We start from the raw sequence: 18,581 nt of genomic DNA on the forward strand, positions 1-18,581 counted from the left end.
GCCGTTTCCCGCTCAGAGCCGATCCAAGGATCCGACCAGGGTGTCCACAGCATGCCTGGCAGCAGCCGCATCCTCGGGGTCGTTGACGACTACAGCAAAGACCAGAACGCCGCCGGAGCGTCGAATCACATTGCCTGCCAGCGAAGTCACATGATCCAAGGTGCCGGTCTTGGCCCGGATCAGCCCGTCGGCCTGATTGTCTATTTTCCGTCTGGCTGCCGTGCCGGTCAGCCCCACCACCGACAGACCCTTGACCAGAGGGGTCAGGCCCTTCTTGGACAGGGCCAGCTGCTGAATGTCCGCCAAGGTGCCCACCTTTAGGGTGGAACCAGGAGTCAGTCCAGAGCAATCGGCCATGTTGAGGCCCGCAGTGTCCACGCCCAGCTTGCTCAGCGTGCTGGTAACGGCTTTCACCGCCCCGGCTGGGCTGTTAGGCATGTCCAAGGCCAAGGCGGTCAGACGACCGAAAAGCTCAGCCAGGCTGTTATCCGAGTTGCGTAGCATCAGCGACATGACCTCGCTGAGCCGAGCCGAGCGGACACGGGCCAGAACCCTACCCTGAGCATGATCGATACGGTCTGGCGCCTGTGCATTATCCACATGGATTCCGGACTGCGTCAGGCTGTTGGCAAAGACAGCCGCAGCGGCTCCTGCCGGATTCTCGACCCTGGGAAGATAGACCCCGCCTGCGTCCGGATCAGCGTCAGGCTCGGTCCGTCCCTGCCGGGCCTCATCCACGGCCATGGAAACAGACTCCTGGAAGTAGATGCCATCAGGATTGTTGTCTTCGATGCCCTTAGGCATCCGATCATCGCCGAAGAGCGTATCCTGGTAGGCCAATGCCACGCGGTCGATCCCCTGCTTGTGCAGGGCCTGGGCCGTCCGCTCGGCCAGGGTTCCCAGCCCGGCCCGACCATTGACGTGCAGAGGATCATCCTTGCCGGCGCCTAGAAGCATGTCGCCATTGCCGCGCAGGGTCAGCGTTGCCGACGAGGAAGAAGAGGAATTCAGCAGCACCTCAGTATCCAGCTGGGACGACATGTCCAGAACTGAGGCGGCAGCGGCGGCGGTCAAGGTCTTCATGGTAGAGGCCGGCTGGCGCACCTGGTCGGCGTTCTTCTGAGCCAGCACCCGTCCATCAGCCTGCCGCACGACCAAGGAGTATGCATTGCCTAAGCCAGGCGTATCGGCGAAAGCATTGACCAGCTGCTGGACCTGGCCGACATCCACTGCGGGTCCAGGCCGGTCCACGGCTGCAGTTGACGACTCGCCCATCATGACCGCAGCGGGAATCGACGAATGTCTGGTCTTGGCCAAGGTCAGCGGACCGGGCGCCAAGTCAGCCAGGTCCATGCAGGCGTAGCTGACAACCAGCATGATCGCTGCAAGCGCAGTCAAGGCCACACGCCAGCGGCGCTTGGTCCGACGACGGCGCGTTATGCGCTGCTGATGTCTGTCACCCAATTGCTCTCTCCCGAACTTACGCCCGCCGACCGAATTCAACGGAGGCCCGGCGGCACTCATGGACTTCGGATCGGTCGACATCATCCCACTAGCCTAGTACTCGTCCCGAGACGACATCAGGACTGCAGGGAATCGTATTGATCCAGAGTCAGCAGAATGGCCGACTGTCGACGATCGAAGATCCGGGATCCCAAAACTATACCTACGGCAAGCACAATCAGACCGTTCGCCAATGCGACCGGCACAGGCAGCCAGAGCGGAAGAATCCCGCCCTTGGTCATAGTCGGCAATGCCACCAATATGGTGGGCAGCATAATCACCAGGCTAGCCAGCAATTGCAGCATTGGCAGGAAGCCCTGGGCAACAGCACGTCCCTGCGGCGATGTGAAGGGCCGGTCCATAGAGGGTACCGGATAGATCAGCAGGGCCGAAAAAATCTGGGCAACTCCCAGCCCAGACAGAAGCAATCCTATGGTCGCAGCCAGCAGATCCAGGGAGATGACCAAGTCTCGTCCGCCCTTCATTGCCCCGGAGAGCGCCAAAGTCACCAGCCCGAGGAGGAACATGCAGGGCATAGCCACAATCAGATGGCTGCGGACACGGGACAGCCGGTCCTCACGACCCTTTACTCCCGCAGCTATCTCCATGCGCAGGGCGAGCCCATCGTAGGCCAAGGCGTTGCCCTCGGGAATCTCCAGTATCAGGGCGCCCAAAGCCGGTCCCAGCCATATCAGCATGGGCATCTGACGGAAGAGTATTGCGTACAGAACCATCAGGACCAGCAAAAGCGGATAGATAGACAGCTTGCGGGAATCCTGACGCAGATAGATCAGCAGCCGTGCGGTCATTGCATCCACAGCGTTCCGGGACCGGCCCAGCATCCCCAGTCCCTTGGAGGCAGTCGACCGCTCAGCGCTCGCCCCAGTGTGCAAACGGTCATGACGCAGACACAGCATGCCGATCATGAAACAGAGAGTCAGCGTGGCCAGCTCCATACACAGACGTCCAGCCAGAGCCCACCATGATCCCGCAAGAAGATCCTCAGGCAGACGGACAGCGGCGCCCAGCGGCGTCCAAGCCAGCAAGTCGGCCACGGACTTCATGGAGTCGGCGTCCACTGCCATGCCATTCATAATCTCACTGCTCAACAGAGAGGGCAGCATGCACAAAACCATGATCACCATGGTGACCAGCAGATAGAGCCCGGATCGGGTGCGCCGAGCAACCATCAGCGTGCCGACCAGGTCCAAAACGGCACGGGACAAGGCCAGCATTACCATGACAGCCAGCAGAGCCGCAACCAAAGCCATGATCGCAGCTCCGACACCCATGCGGGCATAGATGGCCGTCAGAGCCAGAAAGCAGACAAGACCGGTCAATCCCGCAGGCCCGGTCAATCCGGCCAGGTAGAGCCCCAATTGCAACTGACCGTCAGGAATCCCGTAAAGAACGAATCGCGAAGGACTCAGGATCGACCCCTGGCCCAAAAAGATCAGTTGTATCAGGATCACTCCCAAGGTAAGCCCGACCAGGAACAGGATCAATACAGTCCCCATACGCCGGCGGTCGCTCGGACCGGCGCCGGGCAGCCAGCCCCCTAGCGTCAGCGCAGTCTGCCAAGAGGCCAGACAGATGCCTATGGCCATGAGCAAACTGACAATGGCACCGACCATCTGCCAGGAGGAGTGCTTGATCGTTCCCCAGGTAATGGACCAACGCATGGCGATGATGGTGGTTGTCGTGCTCATTCCGTCTCCTGGTCTTCCTCAGACCCGGAACCGTTCAGCCAAGCGATCCGGCGGGCCTGATGACGGCCGCCGACGAGATCCAGGAAACGATCCTCCAGGTCCTCCCCTGCTGCGACCTGAGCCACTGTGCCATCAGCCCGAACCAGACCATGATTGATGATGGCTACATGAGTGCACATCCGCTCCACCAGGGCCATGACATGCGAGGAAATGACCACGGTTCCTCCAGTATCGACATACTCGACAAGGATGTCCTTGAGATTGGCGCTGGAGACTGGGTCGACCGACTCGAAAGGCTCATCCAGTACCAGAAGTCTAGGGGAATGGATCATTGCAGTGGCCAGGCAGATCTTCTTGGCCATACCGGATGAATAATCACAGATCCGCTTGCCTGCGGCATCGGTCAGGTCGAAAGCCTCCAGCAGGTCCCTGGCCCTGCTCAGCGCCTCCTCGCGTGGCATTCGACGCAGCATGCCCGAGTAGACCAGCAATTGCAGACCGGTCAGCCTGTCAAAGATCTGGTCACCCTGGGGCATGACGCCGATGATTCGCTTGGCCGTATCCACGTCAGACCATACGTCCCTGCCCAGAATCATGACCTTGCCGGAGTCAGGCGCCAGGAGGCCGGTCACCATGTTCAGCGTGGTGGTCTTTCCCGCGCCGTTGGGGCCGACTATCCCATAGAAGGACCCCCTGGGAATGTCCAGAGAGAGGGCATTGACAGCAGGCCGGCCCTGGTAGCACTTGACCAGGGCGCGAATAGAGACCGCTGCCTGTGGATCGGGCGGAGGAGCCACTGCCGTCTGGGCGGTCATGCTGGCTGATCGGGCTTCATCGGACATGGCCTTAAGTCTATCCCATCACTATCCCGCTCCTGGCCGCCTCCATAATCTAGTTCGCATGTCGGCGGATGCCCGGTCTCAGTGCCCGGAGTGCTCGATGGGCTTCCATCCAGGATTGGCGAAAATAGCCTGGAAGGAGATGGGCAGGTAACTCAGCATGAAGATGGGGAAGCTCAGACAGTACGCGAAAAGCTCCTTGTTGGATGCGCCTATCTTGTCCCGCTCGGCCAGCACAGTCAAAGCAGCCAGGCCCATCAGGGCCAGGACACCAAGAACCCCGGCTGCGATGCCATCTACCAGTGCGGTTACCTGGCTGGTCCAGGTCACGAAACCCAGAGCCGGGAAGAGCAGGCCGAAGAAACAACGGACCAGGCCTAGGACGGTCAGCGGACAGATGAGAATGGTCAGGTCCACGGCCGAGAAGTCGCGTTCGCGGAAGGCCCGAGAGATCAGAGCAGGCCCGTAGTAGCGAAAGACCTGAAGAAAGCCCTTGCTCCAACGCAACCGTTGCCGCCAGCTCTGTTTGAAGGTGACGGGCTGCTCGTCATAAAGGATTGCCGTGCCGCAATAGCCGATGCGTTCGCCATGCAGGACGGAATCCATAGTGAACTCCAGGTCTTCGGTCAGCAGATGGAACTTCCAGCCGTTGTTGCGCTCCATGACTTCCCTAGAGAACATGAACCCGGTTCCTCCCACATGGCAGCTGGACCCGATGACCATCCTCGAGGTGTTGAGGAACCGGGATTCCCGGATGAACCATAGCGCCGAGCCGGAGGAAACCCAGTTGTCAGAGAAGTTGACTGAGTTGCGGTAGCTGGTCAGTATGCGGAAGCCGGACTGGAAGGCCTTGTTCATCTCTTCGATGTAATGGCGGTCCAGGAGATTGTCCGCATCGAAGACGAAGTAGGCATCGTAGCGGGAGGCAAGGCCCCGCTCAAGAATCCGGTCCAGCAGAAAGGTCAGAGCGTAGCCCTTGCCCACCTGGTTCGGGTCCTGCCGTTCGACCACATGACAGCCCAGGGATCTGGCTAGTCCGGCAGTGTCATCGGTGCAGTTGTCGGCCACCAGCCATATATCGATCATGGAGGATGGATAGGTCTGTTCCTTGATGGAGTTAATCAGATGACCGACCACCTGCTCCTCGTTGCGGGCGGAAATAAGGACGGCGAACCGCTTGTCGAAGGGAGCCTCAGGAAAGACCACCGGCTTGGAGACGAAGGAAATGACGATGCAGATGGCCTGGTAGACGATGCCCACCCCGCCCAGCAGCAGCATCAGGACGTCCAGCACTTTGAGCAGGGCCATCAGCGCCACTCCTTGCGAGGGTTGTCCTCCCCTTCTGAGGCCTCGTCGGATGTCTCAGCGCCTTTGAGCGGCCTGTGCCTTACGGGGGCCGAGGCGGACTTGGGTATGGGCATCGTGGCCGACTCGTCCAGATCCTTGGCCGTCGGCGAGGATGTCGGGTAGAGCTGGCTGGCAATGGTCATGACAGGATCGTCCATTCGGACCCTGGCACTGGTCCCCTTGGCGGACCGGCTGCCAACATGGCTGGCCATCGGCTGGACCACGTGCTCGTTGAAGGCCTCGACGCCCTCGACAACCTTGGACTTGCCGACCGGCTTGGGATCCTGCATGAGCGGGGAGTCGATCAGCTCGTAATGCTTGACCGAGGCCGAGAAGATGGCCTGGAAGCTGGCCGCCAGAGGCAGGGCCAGGAAGGCGCCCAGAGCTCCGAAGACTGCACCTAGTGCCAGTACGGAAAGGAAGGCGATGGCCGGGTTGAGGTCCATGGTCCGTTGGGAGATCTTGGGAGCCAGAATCATGTTTTCGATCTGCTGGTAGATGATGATGTAGACCAGCACGATCACAGCCATCAGCAGTCCGCGGCTCCCCCAGGCCACCACTATGGGAACGGCCCCGCCTATGTAGGTGCCGATCGTAGGCACGAACTGGGATACCAGCCCGCAGAAGAGGGCCAGCGGCAGCCAGTAGGGCACCTTGAGGATGACCAGGAAGACCGACATGCAGGCTGCGGAAATGAGCGCCAGAATGGTCCTGCTGAACAGGAAGCTGGAGATCTGGTCCTGGGCGATGGTCCAGACGAAGAGGAATCGGCGCTGGCTCCTGGGGGCCAGCCACTGGCAGAGGCTGCGGCGCAGCTTGGGGCCTGCCGCGGAGATGTAGTAGATGACCAGCAGGACAGTCATGATATTGATGAAGGACCCTGCCAGCCCCACGGTGGTGGTCAAGGCCTGCCCGGCGAAGTCCGTCACCCAGGAGGTCTGGATGTTCTTGACGATCTCCCCACCCAAATCCTGCATGGCCGGCAGGTGCCAGGGGGTGCGACTGGCGATGAATTCGGCCAACTGCTCATAGAAGGCCGGCAACCCGTTGGCCATGCCGATGACCTGCTGGACCAGCAGGTTGCCGAACAAGCCCATAAGGACGATCACAATGATGATCAGGCCTATCAGGGTGACCACCGATGCTGCGCCCCGCCGCCAACCATGCCTGACCAGCCTGAGCACCAGAGGCTCCATGGCCAGGGAGACGAAGATGGCGATCACCACGTCCAGCACCAGGAATTCGATCTTCCACCAGGAGGAGTAGGCGAACCAAGCCAGAAAGACGGCTATCACCACATAGAGAAGGGCGCGTCCGAACCATTCAGGAGGTCGGCGCGGATCCCCCTTGGGCGGGAAGACCGTCGCGAAATCGAAGCGCTGCTTTTGCTCGTTGGCCATATGTTCCATTATCGCAGGATGGCTGACATGGCGGGCTATGGAGCGCAGGTTGAGCCGACGGTGTATCCGGGCACACGTATCCTGATGGGTATGTTGACCGTTTCCATAGTCATACCCGCCTGGAATGAGGAAGAACGCATTGAGGACTGCCTCCTGAATGCCACTAGGCAGAGTCAGGCCCCCAAGGAGGTGCTGGTAGTCGACAACCACTCCACGGACGCGACGGCCTCCATCGTCCAGCACTTCATCGACGAGAATCCTGACCAGCATGTCAGACTCCTGCATCAGGACAGCGAACAGGGATTGATCCCCACCAGAAATTACGGACTTGACCGGGCAACTGGCGACGTGCTGGGCCGAATCGACGCCGACTGCATGCTCCGCCCCAACTGGGTCGAGGTGGTCTCCGGCATCTTCACCCGGGACCCGGAGGCCATGGGCGCCACTGGTCCCGTGGCATACTACGACATGCCGGGCAAGAGGATCGGACTCAAGGGGGACAACACCATCCGCCGTGCCATCTACCGGGCCGACGACGGGCAATATCTGCTCTATGGCTCGAACATGGCCCTGCGCGCCACGGCCTGGCAGGCCATACGCAACCAGGTCTGCAGGGATAAGGAAGACATCATGCACGAGGATGTCGATATCTCTCTGCATCTGATTGATCAAGGGTTCAAGACGGTCTACTGCAAGGACATGAACGCGGGCATCAGCGCCCGCCGGATGGACACCTCCTTCACATCCTTCCGCCATTACATGCAGCGCTTCAAGAACACTTTCGACGCTCACCCGCAGCACACCAGGGAGCAGAAGCCCGAGCACACCCTATACGCCATCTACCCCATACTCAGAGCCTTCTATCCTGTCTATCAGAAATACCTGGAATCCGCCGACATCAACCCCGCGGAACGCGTCTGGATCCAGGAGCAGATGGAGCTCTTCCACCGACGCGACCAGGAGCTGGACCAGGAGGTTCACTGAGGAGCAGACGGCACACCAGGCTTGCCTGGTCCATAGGGGGCGGGTATCATGGGCACGTTCGCCCCCGTCGTCTAACGGTTAGGACACCAGACTTTCAATCTGACAGCGAGAGTTCGACTCTCTCCGGGGGTACAAGACGCAAGGTGCAGGACGGATGCCAGACAGGGATATGCGGTAATTTCATATTTCTCGGCAAATCCTGAATACAGTTGCATCAATCTGTGCAGGATCCATGCCAGCACACGCCTGCAGATCATCGACAAGGAAAATCACTAGCATGGTAAAGACTCAGTCTTTCGAATTTCTGCAGCTTTGCATAGCACAGTCTGCGAGCGTGCGAAAGCAATCAAAACCTGTTGCTATTATTACGCCAGTCTGAATCGTCCCCATCAGCCATGAGGAACAACTGCATCCGAAGGACGCTTACTGGAGGGGGTCCAAAGCTGGATATAGCCGCCTGAATCGATTGTAACCGGCATCGTACACATGACGATTTGCGTCATCGGGAGAATAGACGCCTCCAGCGAGGTTCGCCTCCACCAGCTTCTCCAAGGCCTGCAGATCGGGCTGTGAAGAAGAGTTGGTCACCTTGCCGACAGAGACCAGTTCAGCCAGGGCCACCGCAGGCATGACATGGGCATCATCAAGCGCCTGAACGGGCGCGTCAAGTATATCTGCCAGCATTTGGCACCATTGAGGTTCGCGAGCGCCGCCACCAATCAGGGTGACCCGCTCGATAGGCGTACCCAGCAGGTCGAGCCCCTGGCGAATCGAATAGGACACGCCTTCCAGCGCGGCTCGGGCAAGGTCGCATGCCTCGGTCTCGGAAGAAATGCCGACATAGGCTCCACGAATTGAAGGGTTCATCATCGGGAAGCGCTCCCCCACCAGATAGGGCAGGCAAATTACGCCGCGTGCTCCTGCTGGACTGGATTCCACCAAGTGCCCCATGCGTTGATAAGGGTCGTCGTTCTCGGCCGGACTGCTCCCTGCAAAGACTCCGGTGGCCCAAGCATGCACATTGCCGGCATTGAGGAAGGGCACTGTATTGATGATGCTGCCGGCGCCCAGATAGGCCAGATTGATCATTCCAGGGCGGTCAGTTACAGCTCGATCTGTCACGGTGGCGATCCACCCGGATGTGCCCAAGTTGATATTGAACTGACCAGGGTGGAACACCCCGCCAGCCAGGGTAGATGCCCCGGCATCCCCCATTCCCGCATAGACTATGGTTCCCGGAGCAAACCCCGTGGCAGCGGATGCACCCGGCGTGCTGGTGCCGACGATATCCCATGGAAAATAGAGTTCCGGGAAGATCGCGGCATCCACGCCTGCAGCCTCCAGAATGTTTCTTCTCCACTTTCGCGAACGCAGATCCATGGCGCCTGCTGTGGAGCAGGCTGTCATATCGCCGCAGTAGGCACCAGTCAGCCACCAAATCAGATAATCCTTGGCATCGATGAGCACATGGCGGACCTGCGCATAACGGTCGGGCTGATGCCTGGACATCCACATCAGTTTGACCAGCGGCAGGGACCCATCGCACGGATTCCCCACTACGGTGCGGAAGGACTCATCCCCATAGGTTCCAGTCAGCTCAGCAGACTCGTCTTCGGCCCTGCCGTCCGCGTACAGGATCGCCGGTCCGACTGGCTGCCCCTGCGCATCCAAAGCAATCAGATCCTGCATCTGCCCGCTCATGATGATGCCTGTGATCTGGTCGCTCTTGAAGTGCTCAATGTCCCGCCCGGCCCTGGCCAAAAGGTCACGGGACACCTCGATGAAGGCCTGCAGCCAATCCTCGGGATTCTGCTCAATACGCCCGTCACCGGCGTCAATGGGCAGAAGACCACTGGATGCGCACACCCTGGCAGATCCCCCATCACCCACAAGAACGGCCTTGACCTGCGTGGTGCCCACGTCGAATGCGGCTGTATAGGTCATAGCGGTCATCCTAGGCCTTCCCAACTGCCCGGATGCCGACATAATCCCCTATGTGGACTGCCGCAGTCATCTCTGAGGTCCTGACCAGTCCACCACTGCTTCGACATTGTTCCCGTCCGGATCCAAGACGAAAGCCGAGTAGTACTTGGGATGGTAGTCACGCAGCCCCGGAGCACCGTTGTCACGGCCACCGGCAGCGAGCGCTTCCCTGTAGAAGGCATCCACCGTTGCTGCATCGGCGGCCCTGAAGGCTAGGTGCGTCACCGGTGAACCGGTCCCGTCCTCGCTCGGCGTCAGGTAGAAGTCCGAGTGGGCCCCATCGTTCTCTGCACCGAACCCAATGGTTGGCTCATGGCGGACCTTGGCCACGTATCCCAACGGCGCCAAGGCCTTGCTATAGAAATCGACGGAAGCGTGGATGTCCCTAACCTTCAGCGTCAGATGATCAATCATATCCGTAATTCTAAGTGAACCATCAACCAACAGTGGCCGACAGCACAGGATGATCTTTTCCGCATGCCACTCGATGCCAGCGACGAATCACACCCAATCCTCAGGACTGTGTCTCAGATGTACCGGCCGCCGGGCAGGTGCATGAAGTCCTCCACCTTATTCCATTTGACCGGATATCCAGCCCCATGGGCGCAAAAGACCGAGTCAGGGGTGTTCTCCGGATCGGACTGCGGATCGTATCCGATGGAATCCACAAGAGCATCCTGGTCCTGGCAGGGACGATATCCGCTGAAGAAGCATGTCAGATGTCCGCGGCCATGACTGTAGGCGCTGATCTCCATGGCGTAATCGCGCATCTGTGATACCGGAGCATCTCCCTCCAGCTCAACCGTGTCCCCGTCTGCTTGCGGTTCTGAGAAACGGCCCTTCATTCTGTAAATGTCAGACATGGCTCTGCCCAGATTCTCCTGTGGAAGTGCGAGCCTGAAGTGGTACCAGGGCTCCAGCAGGATATTGCTTGCCTTCATCAGCCCCTGCCGGACAGCCCGGTAGGTGGCCTGGCGGAAGTCTCCGCCTTCGGTGTGCTTGATATGACCGCGGCCGTCCAGCAGGGTGATGCGCATGTCAGTGATGGGCGAACCTGTCAGAACGCCCAGATGCTCCTTCTCCGCCAGATGGGTCATGATGAGCCGCTGCCAGTTGCCGTCCAAGCGGTCCAGGCTGCATGTCGACGCAAAACTGAGACCGCTGCCCGGCTCCGCAGGTTCCAGGAGCAGATGGACTTCGGCATAATGCCTGAGGGGCTCGAAATGTCCAACGCCTTCGACGGGGGCCGCGATGGTCTCCCTATACAGAATTCCGCCCTGACTGAAAGAGACCCGCATACCGAACCGCCGCTCCAGCTCCTCCTGAATTACCTCCAACTGAACCTGTCCCATCAGACGCAAGCGAATCTCCTGGAGCGGCTCCTGCCAGACCACATGCAACAGAGGATCCTCGTCCTCCATGATGCGTAAGGCCTTCAATACCTGGTGCGGATCCAGCCCCTCAGCAGTTACTGCGTAGGTCAACACCGGCTCCAGCACAGGCTCCAAGTCCTTCCGCTCGCAGCCAAGCCCCTGTCCTGGATGTGTCAGCTCCAGCCCGGTCGCAGCCACGACGATCCCGGCCTGGGCGCAGTCCGTCAGCCTATAAGCAGCTCCTGAATAGAGTCGAAGCTGGTCAATCGTCTCGCTGGTCTCCTTATATTCGGTCTTCCTGGAATCCGCTTGGCCTTCGGATCCATTCCGGGAATCGGTAACCACAGACGATTTGACTGGCAGTTCGCCGCCGGTCACCTTGAGCCAGGTCAACCTGACACCCTTGTCATCATGTGAAATCTTAAACACCCTTGCGCTGAACTGTTTGCCGTACGCAGGCGAAAGGGTGTATCGATCCAGCCCCTCCAGGAGGGCATCAACCCCATCCAAGCGCAGGGCAGACCCGAGGAAACAGGGGAAGAGACGACGATCAGCCACCAGCTTTGCCAGACTCTCATCCGATATGCCATCGGTCTTGAAATACTCATCCATGACGTTGTTGCCGAGCAGGGCCACATCCTCCATATCGCCATGCTCAAGTCCACGGCTCAGATTGAAGCAGCCCGAAGACCAGCGCTGCTTGCAGCTTTCAAAAAGGCGGGCGGCATCAGCTCCAGGGGAATCCAACTTGTTGATGAAAATGAAGGTGGGCACCCTGTAGCGTGCCAGAAGCCGCCAGAGCGTATCAGCATACCCTTCCAATTCAGCGGTTGCATCGACGACCAGAAGCGCATAATCCAAGACTGACAGGGCCCGCTCCATCTCGGCTGAGAAATCCACGTGGCCGGGTGTGTCGATGAGGGTCAGATCCACATCCCGATAAGTCAGCCGAGCTGGCTTGGAGAAGATGGTGATGCCACGCTGTCGCTCCAGTTCGTTGGTATCCAGATAGGCATCGCCATGATCCACCCTGCCCAGACGGCGAATTCCCCCGCCCCGGTAGAGCATGGCTTCCGAGAGCGTGGTCTTGCCGGCGTCCACATGGGCCAGCATCCCCACCACTATCCTCTTGACCATCACGGCCCCCTTGCTCTTCATGCCTACAGGGATCAGACGAATACCCTATCCGTGCACACTCTATGGTCAGTCTGCTGAAGCCTGATACGTCAGATCGTGGATGACCCGGCCGGCCTGGATCCCCTTGCGCTCGAAGTTCGTCACAATTCTGCCGCCAAACCGCTCAGACTCCATGAAAATGGCATGGGGCAGGGATTTGGCTTGATCAGCCGTTCCCTTGCCGACATGCTGAGTGGCCAGACTGACTCGCAGATTGCCCAGATTTTTGAATCTCGGATTCCCGTCCATCACCTCATGCACATGCAGAGCGTAATCCTCAATGTCGGTTGCAATTCGCCAGATACCGCCTGGCACCAGGCACCTCGCCAGATCTTCAGCCAGAGCCGGCTGGACCAGACGACGCTTGTGGTGCTTCATCTTAGGCCAGGGGTCGGGAAAGAAAGTCCAGACTTCCCTGATCAGTCCAGGATCCATACGGGCCAGGAGGTCCGGGGCGTTGACCTGGGCCAGACGCAGATTATTCAGGTCGGATTTACCGGCCATCAGCATGGTATGGGCCAACCCCGGCTGATAGACATCCACGGCCAGGTAGTTCCAATCAGGATGCTCCCGGGCCGAGGCCACGACATTCTCTCCCTGTCCGGATCCGATCTCGACAATCAGCGGGGCATCCCGCCCCCAGGCCGACCTGATCATTGCTGCATCGCAACGCAGATCCTCGGCAACAGTCAACGAACCCTCAACCTGACCTGCATTGAGCAGATATCTGGAGGAATACTGAGCCCATGCCCTCGCCAGCCGGTCACTGAGCTTCTCGGATCGCCTCACATAGGAGACGATGGACCGCATAGGGGCCTTGCTCTGTCTTTTTTCACTCATCACAGCTCATATATATCCTAGAAAGTAGATACAAGCGGGCATAGTGGGCACATGTGCCCGTGATATACTCAATCTAGAACAAAATACAACATATTATTGCAAAACCGAACAAGCTCCTACGTCCGGTTTTCGACAGGAAAGGCATGCAGATGTCAGTTTTGGTTACAGGCGGCTGCGGGTACATCGGTGCCCATGTGGTCCACGCTCTGCAGGAGGCCGGCAAGGAAGTCGTTGTAGTTGATGATCTCAGCTATGGCAAGCCCAGTCGAATCGGCAATGCTCGTCTTTACGGCGCTGACGTGGCCGCGCCAGGCGCTGATCAGCGCCTGGCTGAGATCATCAAGGAGAACAAGGTCGACTCGGTCATTCACTTCGCTGCCCGCAAGCAGGTGGGCGAGTCAGTGGAGAAGCCCATCTGGTACTACCAGCAGAACCTGAACGGCATGCTCAACGTCCTGTCCGCCATGGCAAGGACCGATGCCAAGAAGCTGGTCTTCTCCAGCTCGGCTGCAACATACGGCGAGCCTCCAGTCGACGTGGTCCCCGAGGACGTGCAGCCCATGGTCCCCATCAACCCCTACGGCCAGACCAAGCTGATCGGCGAGTGGATGGCCCGTGCTTGCGAGCAGCCCTACGACATCCGCTTCTGCGCCCTGCGCTACTTCAACGTGGCTGGCTGCGGACCAGTCAGCCTGGAGGACCCTGCGGTCCTTAATCTCATCCCTATGCTCTTTGACAGGCTGCGACAGGGCAAGGCACCCGCAATCTTCGGGGACGACTATCCCACCCCCGACGGCACCTGCGTGCGTGACTACATCCACGTCTCCGACCTGGCTGACGCCCACATCGCTGCCCTGGACTATCTGGATCGCGACCAGCGTCGCTATGATGCCTTCAATGTAGGCACCGGCCAGGGCACATCCGTTCGACAGATCGTGGACGAAGTCAAGAAGGTGACGGGCCTGCCCTTCACCGCAACCATCAAGCCCCGCCGCGCTGGAGACCCGCCGCACCTGATCGGCGACCCCACCCGGATCAACACTGAGATGGGCTGGCATGCCAAGTATGGCGTCGAGGAGATAGTCGAATCAGCCTGGAAGGCCTGGCAGGCCAACCCGACCCACCACATCGACACCGATGGCTGGCAACAGCAGGACTAAGCAACGACGCGCCGGAGCTTGCATTCCTCAGGCGCTCATGTAAACTTTCCTCTTGGCTGTTCGAGCAGCCTCGGCTCCGTAGCTCAGTTGGTTAGAGCGCCGCCCTGTCACGGCGGAGGTCACCGGTTCAAGTCCGGCCGGAGTCGCTGGGAATGGTCTGGCCCGGTTTTCCGGGTCTTTTTGACTGTTCATGGCTCTGTAGCTCAGTTGGTAGAGCGAGCGACTGAAAATCGCTAGGTCAACGGTTCGATCCCGCTCGGAGCCACCAGCCATTAAGCCCCTAAGATTCATGAGGAATCCAGGGGCTTAATTGATATTTACATGCTTCTATCGTTCAGGACAGCTGTCGCGCCACCCAGTCGACGATGTAGGGCGCGGTATGCTCGATCTGATTGATGGCCACATCGAACTCACGAGGGCCGCCATACCAGGGGTCTACCAGATCGATTTGGCTCTCCCGGCCCGGCGCTGGCTTAGGCAGATTCGGATCGAAGCTGCGGTACAGGTGAACGGCAGATCGCTTGCCTGAGGGCAGCAGACGCAACAGGGCGCGCATATGGTCAGCCGTCATAGGCAGGAGCAGGTCGGCGTCTTCGGCCTCCTCCCGGGTGATCCGGTGGGCGAAGTGATCGGACGGAACCTCGTAGCCCCGCTCGCGCAAAACCTTCTGAGCACGCCGATCTATGGGGTTGCCGAACTCTTCGTCGCTGACCCCGCTGGATTCCACTCTGACCTGGTCCTCATTCAGTCCGCGCTCTTGGAAGAACTTGCGCAGGATGATCTCAGCCATGGGCGATCGGCAGATGTTGCCGGTGCAGACGGTCATGACGCTGTAGGGGACCCGTGAAGCCTTTCCTCCAGAATTCTGGGCCATCAACGCACCTTCCCATAGGTGATATACCGAAAGCGCCGGATGGCATCCGCCTGGTCTGGTTTCGCAGGGGTCATCCATTGGCTCTTGTCCCGCACCTGCCAGAACCGCTTGCTGACCAGCTCCTCCATATCAGGCACGAAGACGTCGGCTGGAGTCTGCAGATCCAGGTCAGTCACATAGGCCGCATCAGCCAGCGGAAAGAAAGTACTGAAAACCCCTGCGCCGCCAATGATCCAGATTTCGCTGCGATCCATCCCATCATCAGGAATGGCTTCCTGTCTGGCCAGCTCCAGAGCATCGTCGGCCGCAGATACCACAGTGGCGCCTGGCGCATGGAACCCTGGGTCACCGGACAGAACGATGTTGTCCCTCTTGGGCAGGGGCCGCTCCCCCATGGAGACCCAGGTCCGCCGCCCCATGATGACAGGATGGGATACGGTCAGCTCCTTGAAGTGCCGCATATCCTCGCTCAGATGCCAAGGCAGCGCATTGTGGTAACCGATGGCGCCGCGCCGACCGTCCATGGCCTGCGCCTGCGCCCAGATCATATTGACCGATGAGCGGCGGCCTATCTCTTCTTCCTGATGCCGCCAATCCTCATCGCCTAGAAGCCCGGCCTGACCGGGCTCGGGTTCGTGATAGCCGCTTCGACTATTGTCATGCTCCATCTGTTGCGTTCACTCCTCATGGTGAGTAGATATACGAGTACATTCTAATCTTCGGATCCGACGGTGCCCGTATTCGGCTTAGCGCACCATCAGACCGCTACCGGGGCCTTGATGGCGGGGTGGCATTGGTAGTCCGCCACCTCGAAGTCTTCATACTGATAGGAGAAGATGGAGTCAGCCTTGCGGATGCGCATGGTCGGGTAGGGATAGGGTTTGCGCGACAGCTGCTCCAGAACCTGCTCCACGTGGTTGTCGTAGATGTGGCAGTCGCCGCCGGTCCATACGAACTCCCCTGGCTCAAGACCTGCCTGCTGGGCCATCATCATGGTCAGTAGAGCATAGGAGGCGATGTTGAAAGGCACCCCAAGGAACATGTCGCAGGAGCGCTGGTAGAGCTGGCAGCTCAGCCTGCCGTCGGCCACATAGAACTGGAAGAGCGCATGACAGGGGGGCAGAGCCATGCTGTCAACCTGAGCCGGATTCCAAGCGGTGACGATCATGCGACGGGAGTCCGGGTGGGTGCGTATCAGATCCAGCACCTTGGCGATCTGGTCGATGGTGCGGTGGGGGTCCTCTGGCGTCGGAGCGGGCCAGCTGCGCCACTGGACTCCATAGACCGGGCCCAGATCCCCGGTTTCCGGGTCGGCCCATTCGTCCCAAATATGCACGCGGTTCTCCTGCAGCCAGCGCACATTCTGCGATCCCTTCAGGAACCAAAGCAACTCATAGGCAATTCCACGGAAGTAGACCTTCTTGGTGGTGATCAGAGGGAAGGAATGCGACAGATCGAAGCGCATCTGCCGCCCGAACAGGGATATGGTGCCGGTGCCCGTCCTGTCGGATTTGAGAGTGCCTTCGCGCAGGATGGTGCGCACTAGATCCTCATAGGGGGTGGGAATATCCGAATCGGGACGCTCAGGGATACGTGTACGAATACGCTGCAGTTCTTCGCGAGTCAAGGCCATGCGGCCATACTATCAAGTCCGCCGCCAGCTGAGCGTGCCCCGGTGACGAATTGCACACTCCGGGTTAGATTGGAGGAGCAGGTCCGGCCACAGGCTCGGACCCGGATGACGCACCCGACGGGTGCCGGACAAGGAGGAACAGATGAGCAAGAGACTTTGGGTCGAACGCGACAAGGACGGCACCTGGAACGCCTACGGCGATAATGGAGCCCACATCACCTTCGGCAAGGGCGAGGATCAATTCAACCCAGGCGATCTGATGAAGATCGCTCTGGCCGCCTGCGGAGCGCTCTCCAGCCAGTTCGCCGTGGAAAGTGCCCTAGGCAAGGGCAAGGGGGCGAAAATCGTGGTGGACGGCGCTTATGACGCCGACGACGATGCCTACTTGAGCTTCGACGAACAGGTGGATGTCGATGCCACTTCGGCCAGGCTGGCCCAGGAGGATGCAGACAAGCTGGAGGAGCGGGTCCGCCGCCATATTGCCAAGTCATGCACCGTGGCCCACACCTATCAGCGGGAGACCCCAGTCAGGATCTCCGTCAAAGTTCGCCACTGACCTGACGGTGATAAAGGAGCGGGGATTCCCGGGTTCGCTGAACTTCGAGGGTCCCCGCTCTTCGTCGATGCGGTCGTTGAATCGAGCGCCTTACTCCTTGTGTTCGGGATCGATGGTCGACTCCAGGTCAGCCAGCTGCTCGGGCTTGGCCAAATCCACAGAGATCTGCTCCACTCCGGTGATCTCGGCCACATCCGTGCTTTCAGCCGCGTCGGCTGCGGCCTTGAGGCCGGACTCCTCGGCCTCCACGTACTTGCGCGGCACCACGTAAACAGGGCTGACTGCATGCTGCAGGAGACCCTGGCTGGTAGAGCCCAGCAAGAGTCCGGTGAAGCCACCGCGGCCGCGCGAGCCGACCACGACCACGTCATGGGTCTTGCTGGCCTGGGTCAAGGCCTCTACGGCAGACCCTGGCACCACGGTCTTATTGATGCGCAGATCCGGGTAGGTTTTCATGAGCGGAGCGATCCGGGTATTGAGGTCATCCAGATAGGAGTCCATGACGCTGCGCTCCTCAGCTGAACCTGTGCCAGTCAGTCCGGAGATGTTCGGCACTGCCGACATGACATCAAGTTCAGCATTCCAGCTGTCGGCGAAGGCGGCCGCGATCTGCAGGGCCTTAAGACCCCACTTGGACTCGTCGGAACCCACGGCTACCCGCTGAATATCGTTGCTCAGATGCATCAGATTGCCATCGTCGTCGGTGTAGGGAACAACCACGATAGGGCAGTAGGCATAGGCAGGCAGGCTGGAGCTGGTGGTTCCCAGCAGACGCTCGGCCAGGCCGCCCTTGCCCCGGTTGCCGATGACTATCAGCCGGTAATTGCGGCTCAGCTCCACGAAGACCGAAGAGGGATCCCCGGTCACGATCAGCGTGGCTGCACCGACACCCTGTTCATCGGCGATGGCCTTGGCCTTGGAAAGTATCTCCTGGGCATCGTTGTGAGCCGCTACGTCGTCCCCCATGGTCGTGTACGTCGCATCGAAGGAGACGGCCGCATATGAGGGAAGGGAATAGGCGCAGACAATCTGCAGGGTCAACCCTGCATGCTTAGCGTAGTTGGCGGCCCACCATGCCGCCTTGTAACTGGCGTCCGAGCCATCGACGCCTACCAGAACAGCCTTGTCGTTGCTCATCCGACGACCTCCTTTAAACTTGGCGGTGACAAACCGACACCGCTCCTTCTGTCAGAATATCGCATGC

At 59.6% G+C, this 18,581-nt stretch carries 16 protein-coding genes and 3 tRNA genes; 6 read left to right on the forward strand and 13 right to left on the reverse strand.

The features are described from left to right. Positions 1-12 precede the first annotated feature (12 nt). The 5 genes from dacB to ACUIAD_RS00410 all read right to left on the reverse strand — a co-directional run bounded on the left by dacB (position 13) and on the right by ACUIAD_RS00410 (position 6,798). A complete protein-coding gene (gene dacB / locus ACUIAD_RS00390) occupies positions 13-1,464 on the reverse strand; it encodes a D-alanyl-D-alanine carboxypeptidase/D-alanyl-D-alanine endopeptidase (protein WP_445343328.1) in 1,452 nt (483 codons plus the stop codon). Positions 1,465-1,580: 116 nt separating this feature from the next. Then, positions 1,581-3,212 (reverse strand): hypothetical protein, encoded by a 1,632-nt coding sequence (locus ACUIAD_RS00395; RefSeq protein WP_445343329.1) that lies wholly within the window; start codon positions 3,210-3,212, stop codon positions 1,581-1,583. After that, on the reverse strand, positions 3,209-4,054 hold the full coding sequence (locus tag ACUIAD_RS00400) for an ABC transporter ATP-binding protein (protein WP_445343330.1): 846 nt from the start codon (positions 4,052-4,054) through the stop codon (positions 3,209-3,211). The genes ACUIAD_RS00395 and ACUIAD_RS00400 overlap by 4 nt, the downstream gene beginning before the upstream one ends. Before the next feature lie 78 nt (positions 4,055-4,132). After that, a complete protein-coding gene (locus ACUIAD_RS00405) occupies positions 4,133-5,359 on the reverse strand; it encodes a glycosyltransferase family 2 protein (RefSeq protein WP_110452493.1) in 1,227 nt (408 codons plus the stop codon). Continuing rightward, complete coding sequence (locus tag ACUIAD_RS00410) at positions 5,359-6,798, reverse strand: AI-2E family transporter (protein WP_445343331.1); 1,440 nt, start codon at positions 6,796-6,798, stop codon at positions 5,359-5,361. Before ACUIAD_RS00410 ends, ACUIAD_RS00405 begins: the two co-directional genes overlap by 1 nt. Before the next feature lie 90 nt (positions 6,799-6,888). On the opposite strand from ACUIAD_RS00410, the gene ACUIAD_RS00415 reads away from it, so the two are divergent. Next, positions 6,889-7,782, forward strand: coding sequence for a glycosyltransferase (locus ACUIAD_RS00415; RefSeq protein WP_110452565.1), 894 nt, complete (start codon positions 6,889-6,891; stop codon positions 7,780-7,782). Between the two features lie 60 nt (positions 7,783-7,842). After that, a tRNA-Glu gene (locus tag ACUIAD_RS00420) sits at positions 7,843-7,914 on the forward strand. Between the two features lie 291 nt (positions 7,915-8,205). Here ACUIAD_RS00420 and ACUIAD_RS00425 read toward each other — a convergent pair. From ACUIAD_RS00425 to trmB, 4 genes are all read right to left on the reverse strand, one after another. Continuing rightward, positions 8,206-9,726 carry a xylulokinase gene (locus ACUIAD_RS00425; RefSeq protein WP_445343332.1) on the reverse strand — a complete coding sequence of 507 codons (1,521 nt, stop codon included), beginning with the start codon at positions 9,724-9,726 and terminating at the stop codon, positions 8,206-8,208. Between the two features lie 66 nt (positions 9,727-9,792). Continuing rightward, positions 9,793-10,179, reverse strand: coding sequence for a VOC family protein (locus ACUIAD_RS00430; protein ID WP_110452496.1), 387 nt, complete (start codon positions 10,177-10,179; stop codon positions 9,793-9,795). A gap of 113 nt (positions 10,180-10,292) precedes the next feature. Continuing rightward, positions 10,293-12,275: a GTP-binding protein gene (locus ACUIAD_RS00435; protein WP_445343333.1), complete on the reverse strand. Its 1,983-nt coding sequence runs from the start codon at positions 12,273-12,275 to the stop codon at positions 10,293-10,295. Between the two features lie 66 nt (positions 12,276-12,341). After that, positions 12,342-13,154: a tRNA (guanosine(46)-N7)-methyltransferase TrmB gene (gene trmB, locus ACUIAD_RS00440; protein WP_445343334.1), complete on the reverse strand. Its 813-nt coding sequence runs from the start codon at positions 13,152-13,154 to the stop codon at positions 12,342-12,344. Between the two features lie 149 nt (positions 13,155-13,303). Between trmB and galE the strand changes: the two genes are divergently transcribed. The 3 genes from galE (at position 13,304) to ACUIAD_RS00455 (ending at position 14,582) form a co-directional block, all read left to right on the forward strand. Beyond that, on the forward strand, positions 13,304-14,314 hold the full coding sequence (gene galE, locus ACUIAD_RS00445; RefSeq protein ID WP_110452567.1) for a UDP-glucose 4-epimerase GalE: 1,011 nt from the start codon (positions 13,304-13,306) through the stop codon (positions 14,312-14,314). A 72-nt stretch (positions 14,315-14,386) separates the two neighbouring features. Then, positions 14,387-14,460 (forward strand) — tRNA-Asp (locus ACUIAD_RS00450). Positions 14,461-14,506: 46 nt separating this feature from the next. Next, positions 14,507-14,582 (forward strand) — tRNA-Phe (locus ACUIAD_RS00455). A gap of 66 nt (positions 14,583-14,648) precedes the next feature. Here the strand turns inward: ACUIAD_RS00455 and ACUIAD_RS00460 are convergent. The 3 genes from ACUIAD_RS00460 to ACUIAD_RS00470 form a co-directional block, all read right to left on the reverse strand. After that, positions 14,649-15,188 carry a low molecular weight protein-tyrosine-phosphatase gene (locus tag ACUIAD_RS00460; protein ID WP_110452498.1) on the reverse strand — a complete coding sequence of 180 codons (540 nt, stop codon included), beginning with the start codon at positions 15,186-15,188 and terminating at the stop codon, positions 14,649-14,651. Beyond that, a complete protein-coding gene (locus ACUIAD_RS00465; RefSeq protein ID WP_110452568.1) occupies positions 15,188-15,856 on the reverse strand; it encodes a dihydrofolate reductase in 669 nt (222 codons plus the stop codon). The genes ACUIAD_RS00460 and ACUIAD_RS00465 overlap by 1 nt, the downstream gene beginning before the upstream one ends. Before the next feature lie 89 nt (positions 15,857-15,945). Beyond that, positions 15,946-16,821, reverse strand: a complete 876-nt coding sequence (locus tag ACUIAD_RS00470; RefSeq protein WP_445343335.1) for a thymidylate synthase — start codon at positions 16,819-16,821, stop codon at positions 15,946-15,948. A gap of 142 nt (positions 16,822-16,963) precedes the next feature. Between ACUIAD_RS00470 and ACUIAD_RS00475 the strand changes: the two genes are divergently transcribed. After that, the gene (locus tag ACUIAD_RS00475) at positions 16,964-17,377 is read left to right on the forward strand and encodes an OsmC family protein (RefSeq protein ID WP_110452500.1); all 414 of its coding nucleotides are present in this window, start codon (positions 16,964-16,966) and stop codon (positions 17,375-17,377) included. A gap of 90 nt (positions 17,378-17,467) precedes the next feature. On the opposite strand, the gene ACUIAD_RS00480 is transcribed toward ACUIAD_RS00475, so the two are convergent. After that, on the reverse strand, positions 17,468-18,514 hold the full coding sequence (locus tag ACUIAD_RS00480; RefSeq protein WP_110452501.1) for a universal stress protein: 1,047 nt from the start codon (positions 18,512-18,514) through the stop codon (positions 17,468-17,470). Between the last annotated feature and the right edge of the window lie 67 nt (positions 18,515-18,581).

It is taken from the genome of Bifidobacterium sp. ESL0819 (genome assembly GCF_052606245.1).

Excerpts from the sequence above, each read along its gene's own strand:
- ACUIAD_RS00475 (WP_110452500.1), top strand. The coding sequence starts at position 16,964 with ATGAGCAAGAGACTTTGGGTCGAACGCGACAAGGACGGCACCTGGAAC.
- ACUIAD_RS00400 (WP_445343330.1), bottom strand. The coding sequence starts at position 4,054 with ATGTCCGATGAAGCCCGATCAGCCAGCATGACCGCCCAGACGGCAGTG.
- galE (WP_110452567.1), top strand. The coding sequence starts at position 13,304 with ATGTCAGTTTTGGTTACAGGCGGCTGCGGGTACATCGGTGCCCATGTG.
- ACUIAD_RS00395 (WP_445343329.1), bottom strand. The coding sequence starts at position 3,212 with ATGAGCACGACAACCACCATCATCGCCATGCGTTGGTCCATTACCTGG.
- ACUIAD_RS00415 (WP_110452565.1), top strand. The coding sequence starts at position 6,889 with ATGTTGACCGTTTCCATAGTCATACCCGCCTGGAATGAGGAAGAACGC.
- ACUIAD_RS00405 (WP_110452493.1), bottom strand. The coding sequence starts at position 5,359 with ATGGCCCTGCTCAAAGTGCTGGACGTCCTGATGCTGCTGCTGGGCGGG.
- ACUIAD_RS00425 (WP_445343332.1), bottom strand. The coding sequence starts at position 9,726 with ATGACCTATACAGCCGCATTCGACGTGGGCACCACGCAGGTCAAGGCC.
- ACUIAD_RS00480 (WP_110452501.1), bottom strand. The coding sequence starts at position 18,514 with ATGAGCAACGACAAGGCTGTTCTGGTAGGCGTCGATGGCTCGGACGCC.
- ACUIAD_RS00435 (WP_445343333.1), bottom strand. The coding sequence starts at position 12,275 with ATGGTCAAGAGGATAGTGGTGGGGATGCTGGCCCATGTGGACGCCGGC.
- ACUIAD_RS00460 (WP_110452498.1), bottom strand. The coding sequence starts at position 15,188 with ATGGCCCAGAATTCTGGAGGAAAGGCTTCACGGGTCCCCTACAGCGTC.
- ACUIAD_RS00410 (WP_445343331.1), bottom strand. The coding sequence starts at position 6,798 with ATGGCCAACGAGCAAAAGCAGCGCTTCGATTTCGCGACGGTCTTCCCG.
- ACUIAD_RS00470 (WP_445343335.1), bottom strand. The coding sequence starts at position 16,821 with ATGGCCTTGACTCGCGAAGAACTGCAGCGTATTCGTACACGTATCCCT.
- ACUIAD_RS00430 (WP_110452496.1), bottom strand. The coding sequence starts at position 10,179 with ATGATTGATCATCTGACGCTGAAGGTTAGGGACATCCACGCTTCCGTC.
- ACUIAD_RS00465 (WP_110452568.1), bottom strand. The coding sequence starts at position 15,856 with ATGGAGCATGACAATAGTCGAAGCGGCTATCACGAACCCGAGCCCGGT.
- trmB (WP_445343334.1), bottom strand. The coding sequence starts at position 13,154 with ATGAGTGAAAAAAGACAGAGCAAGGCCCCTATGCGGTCCATCGTCTCC.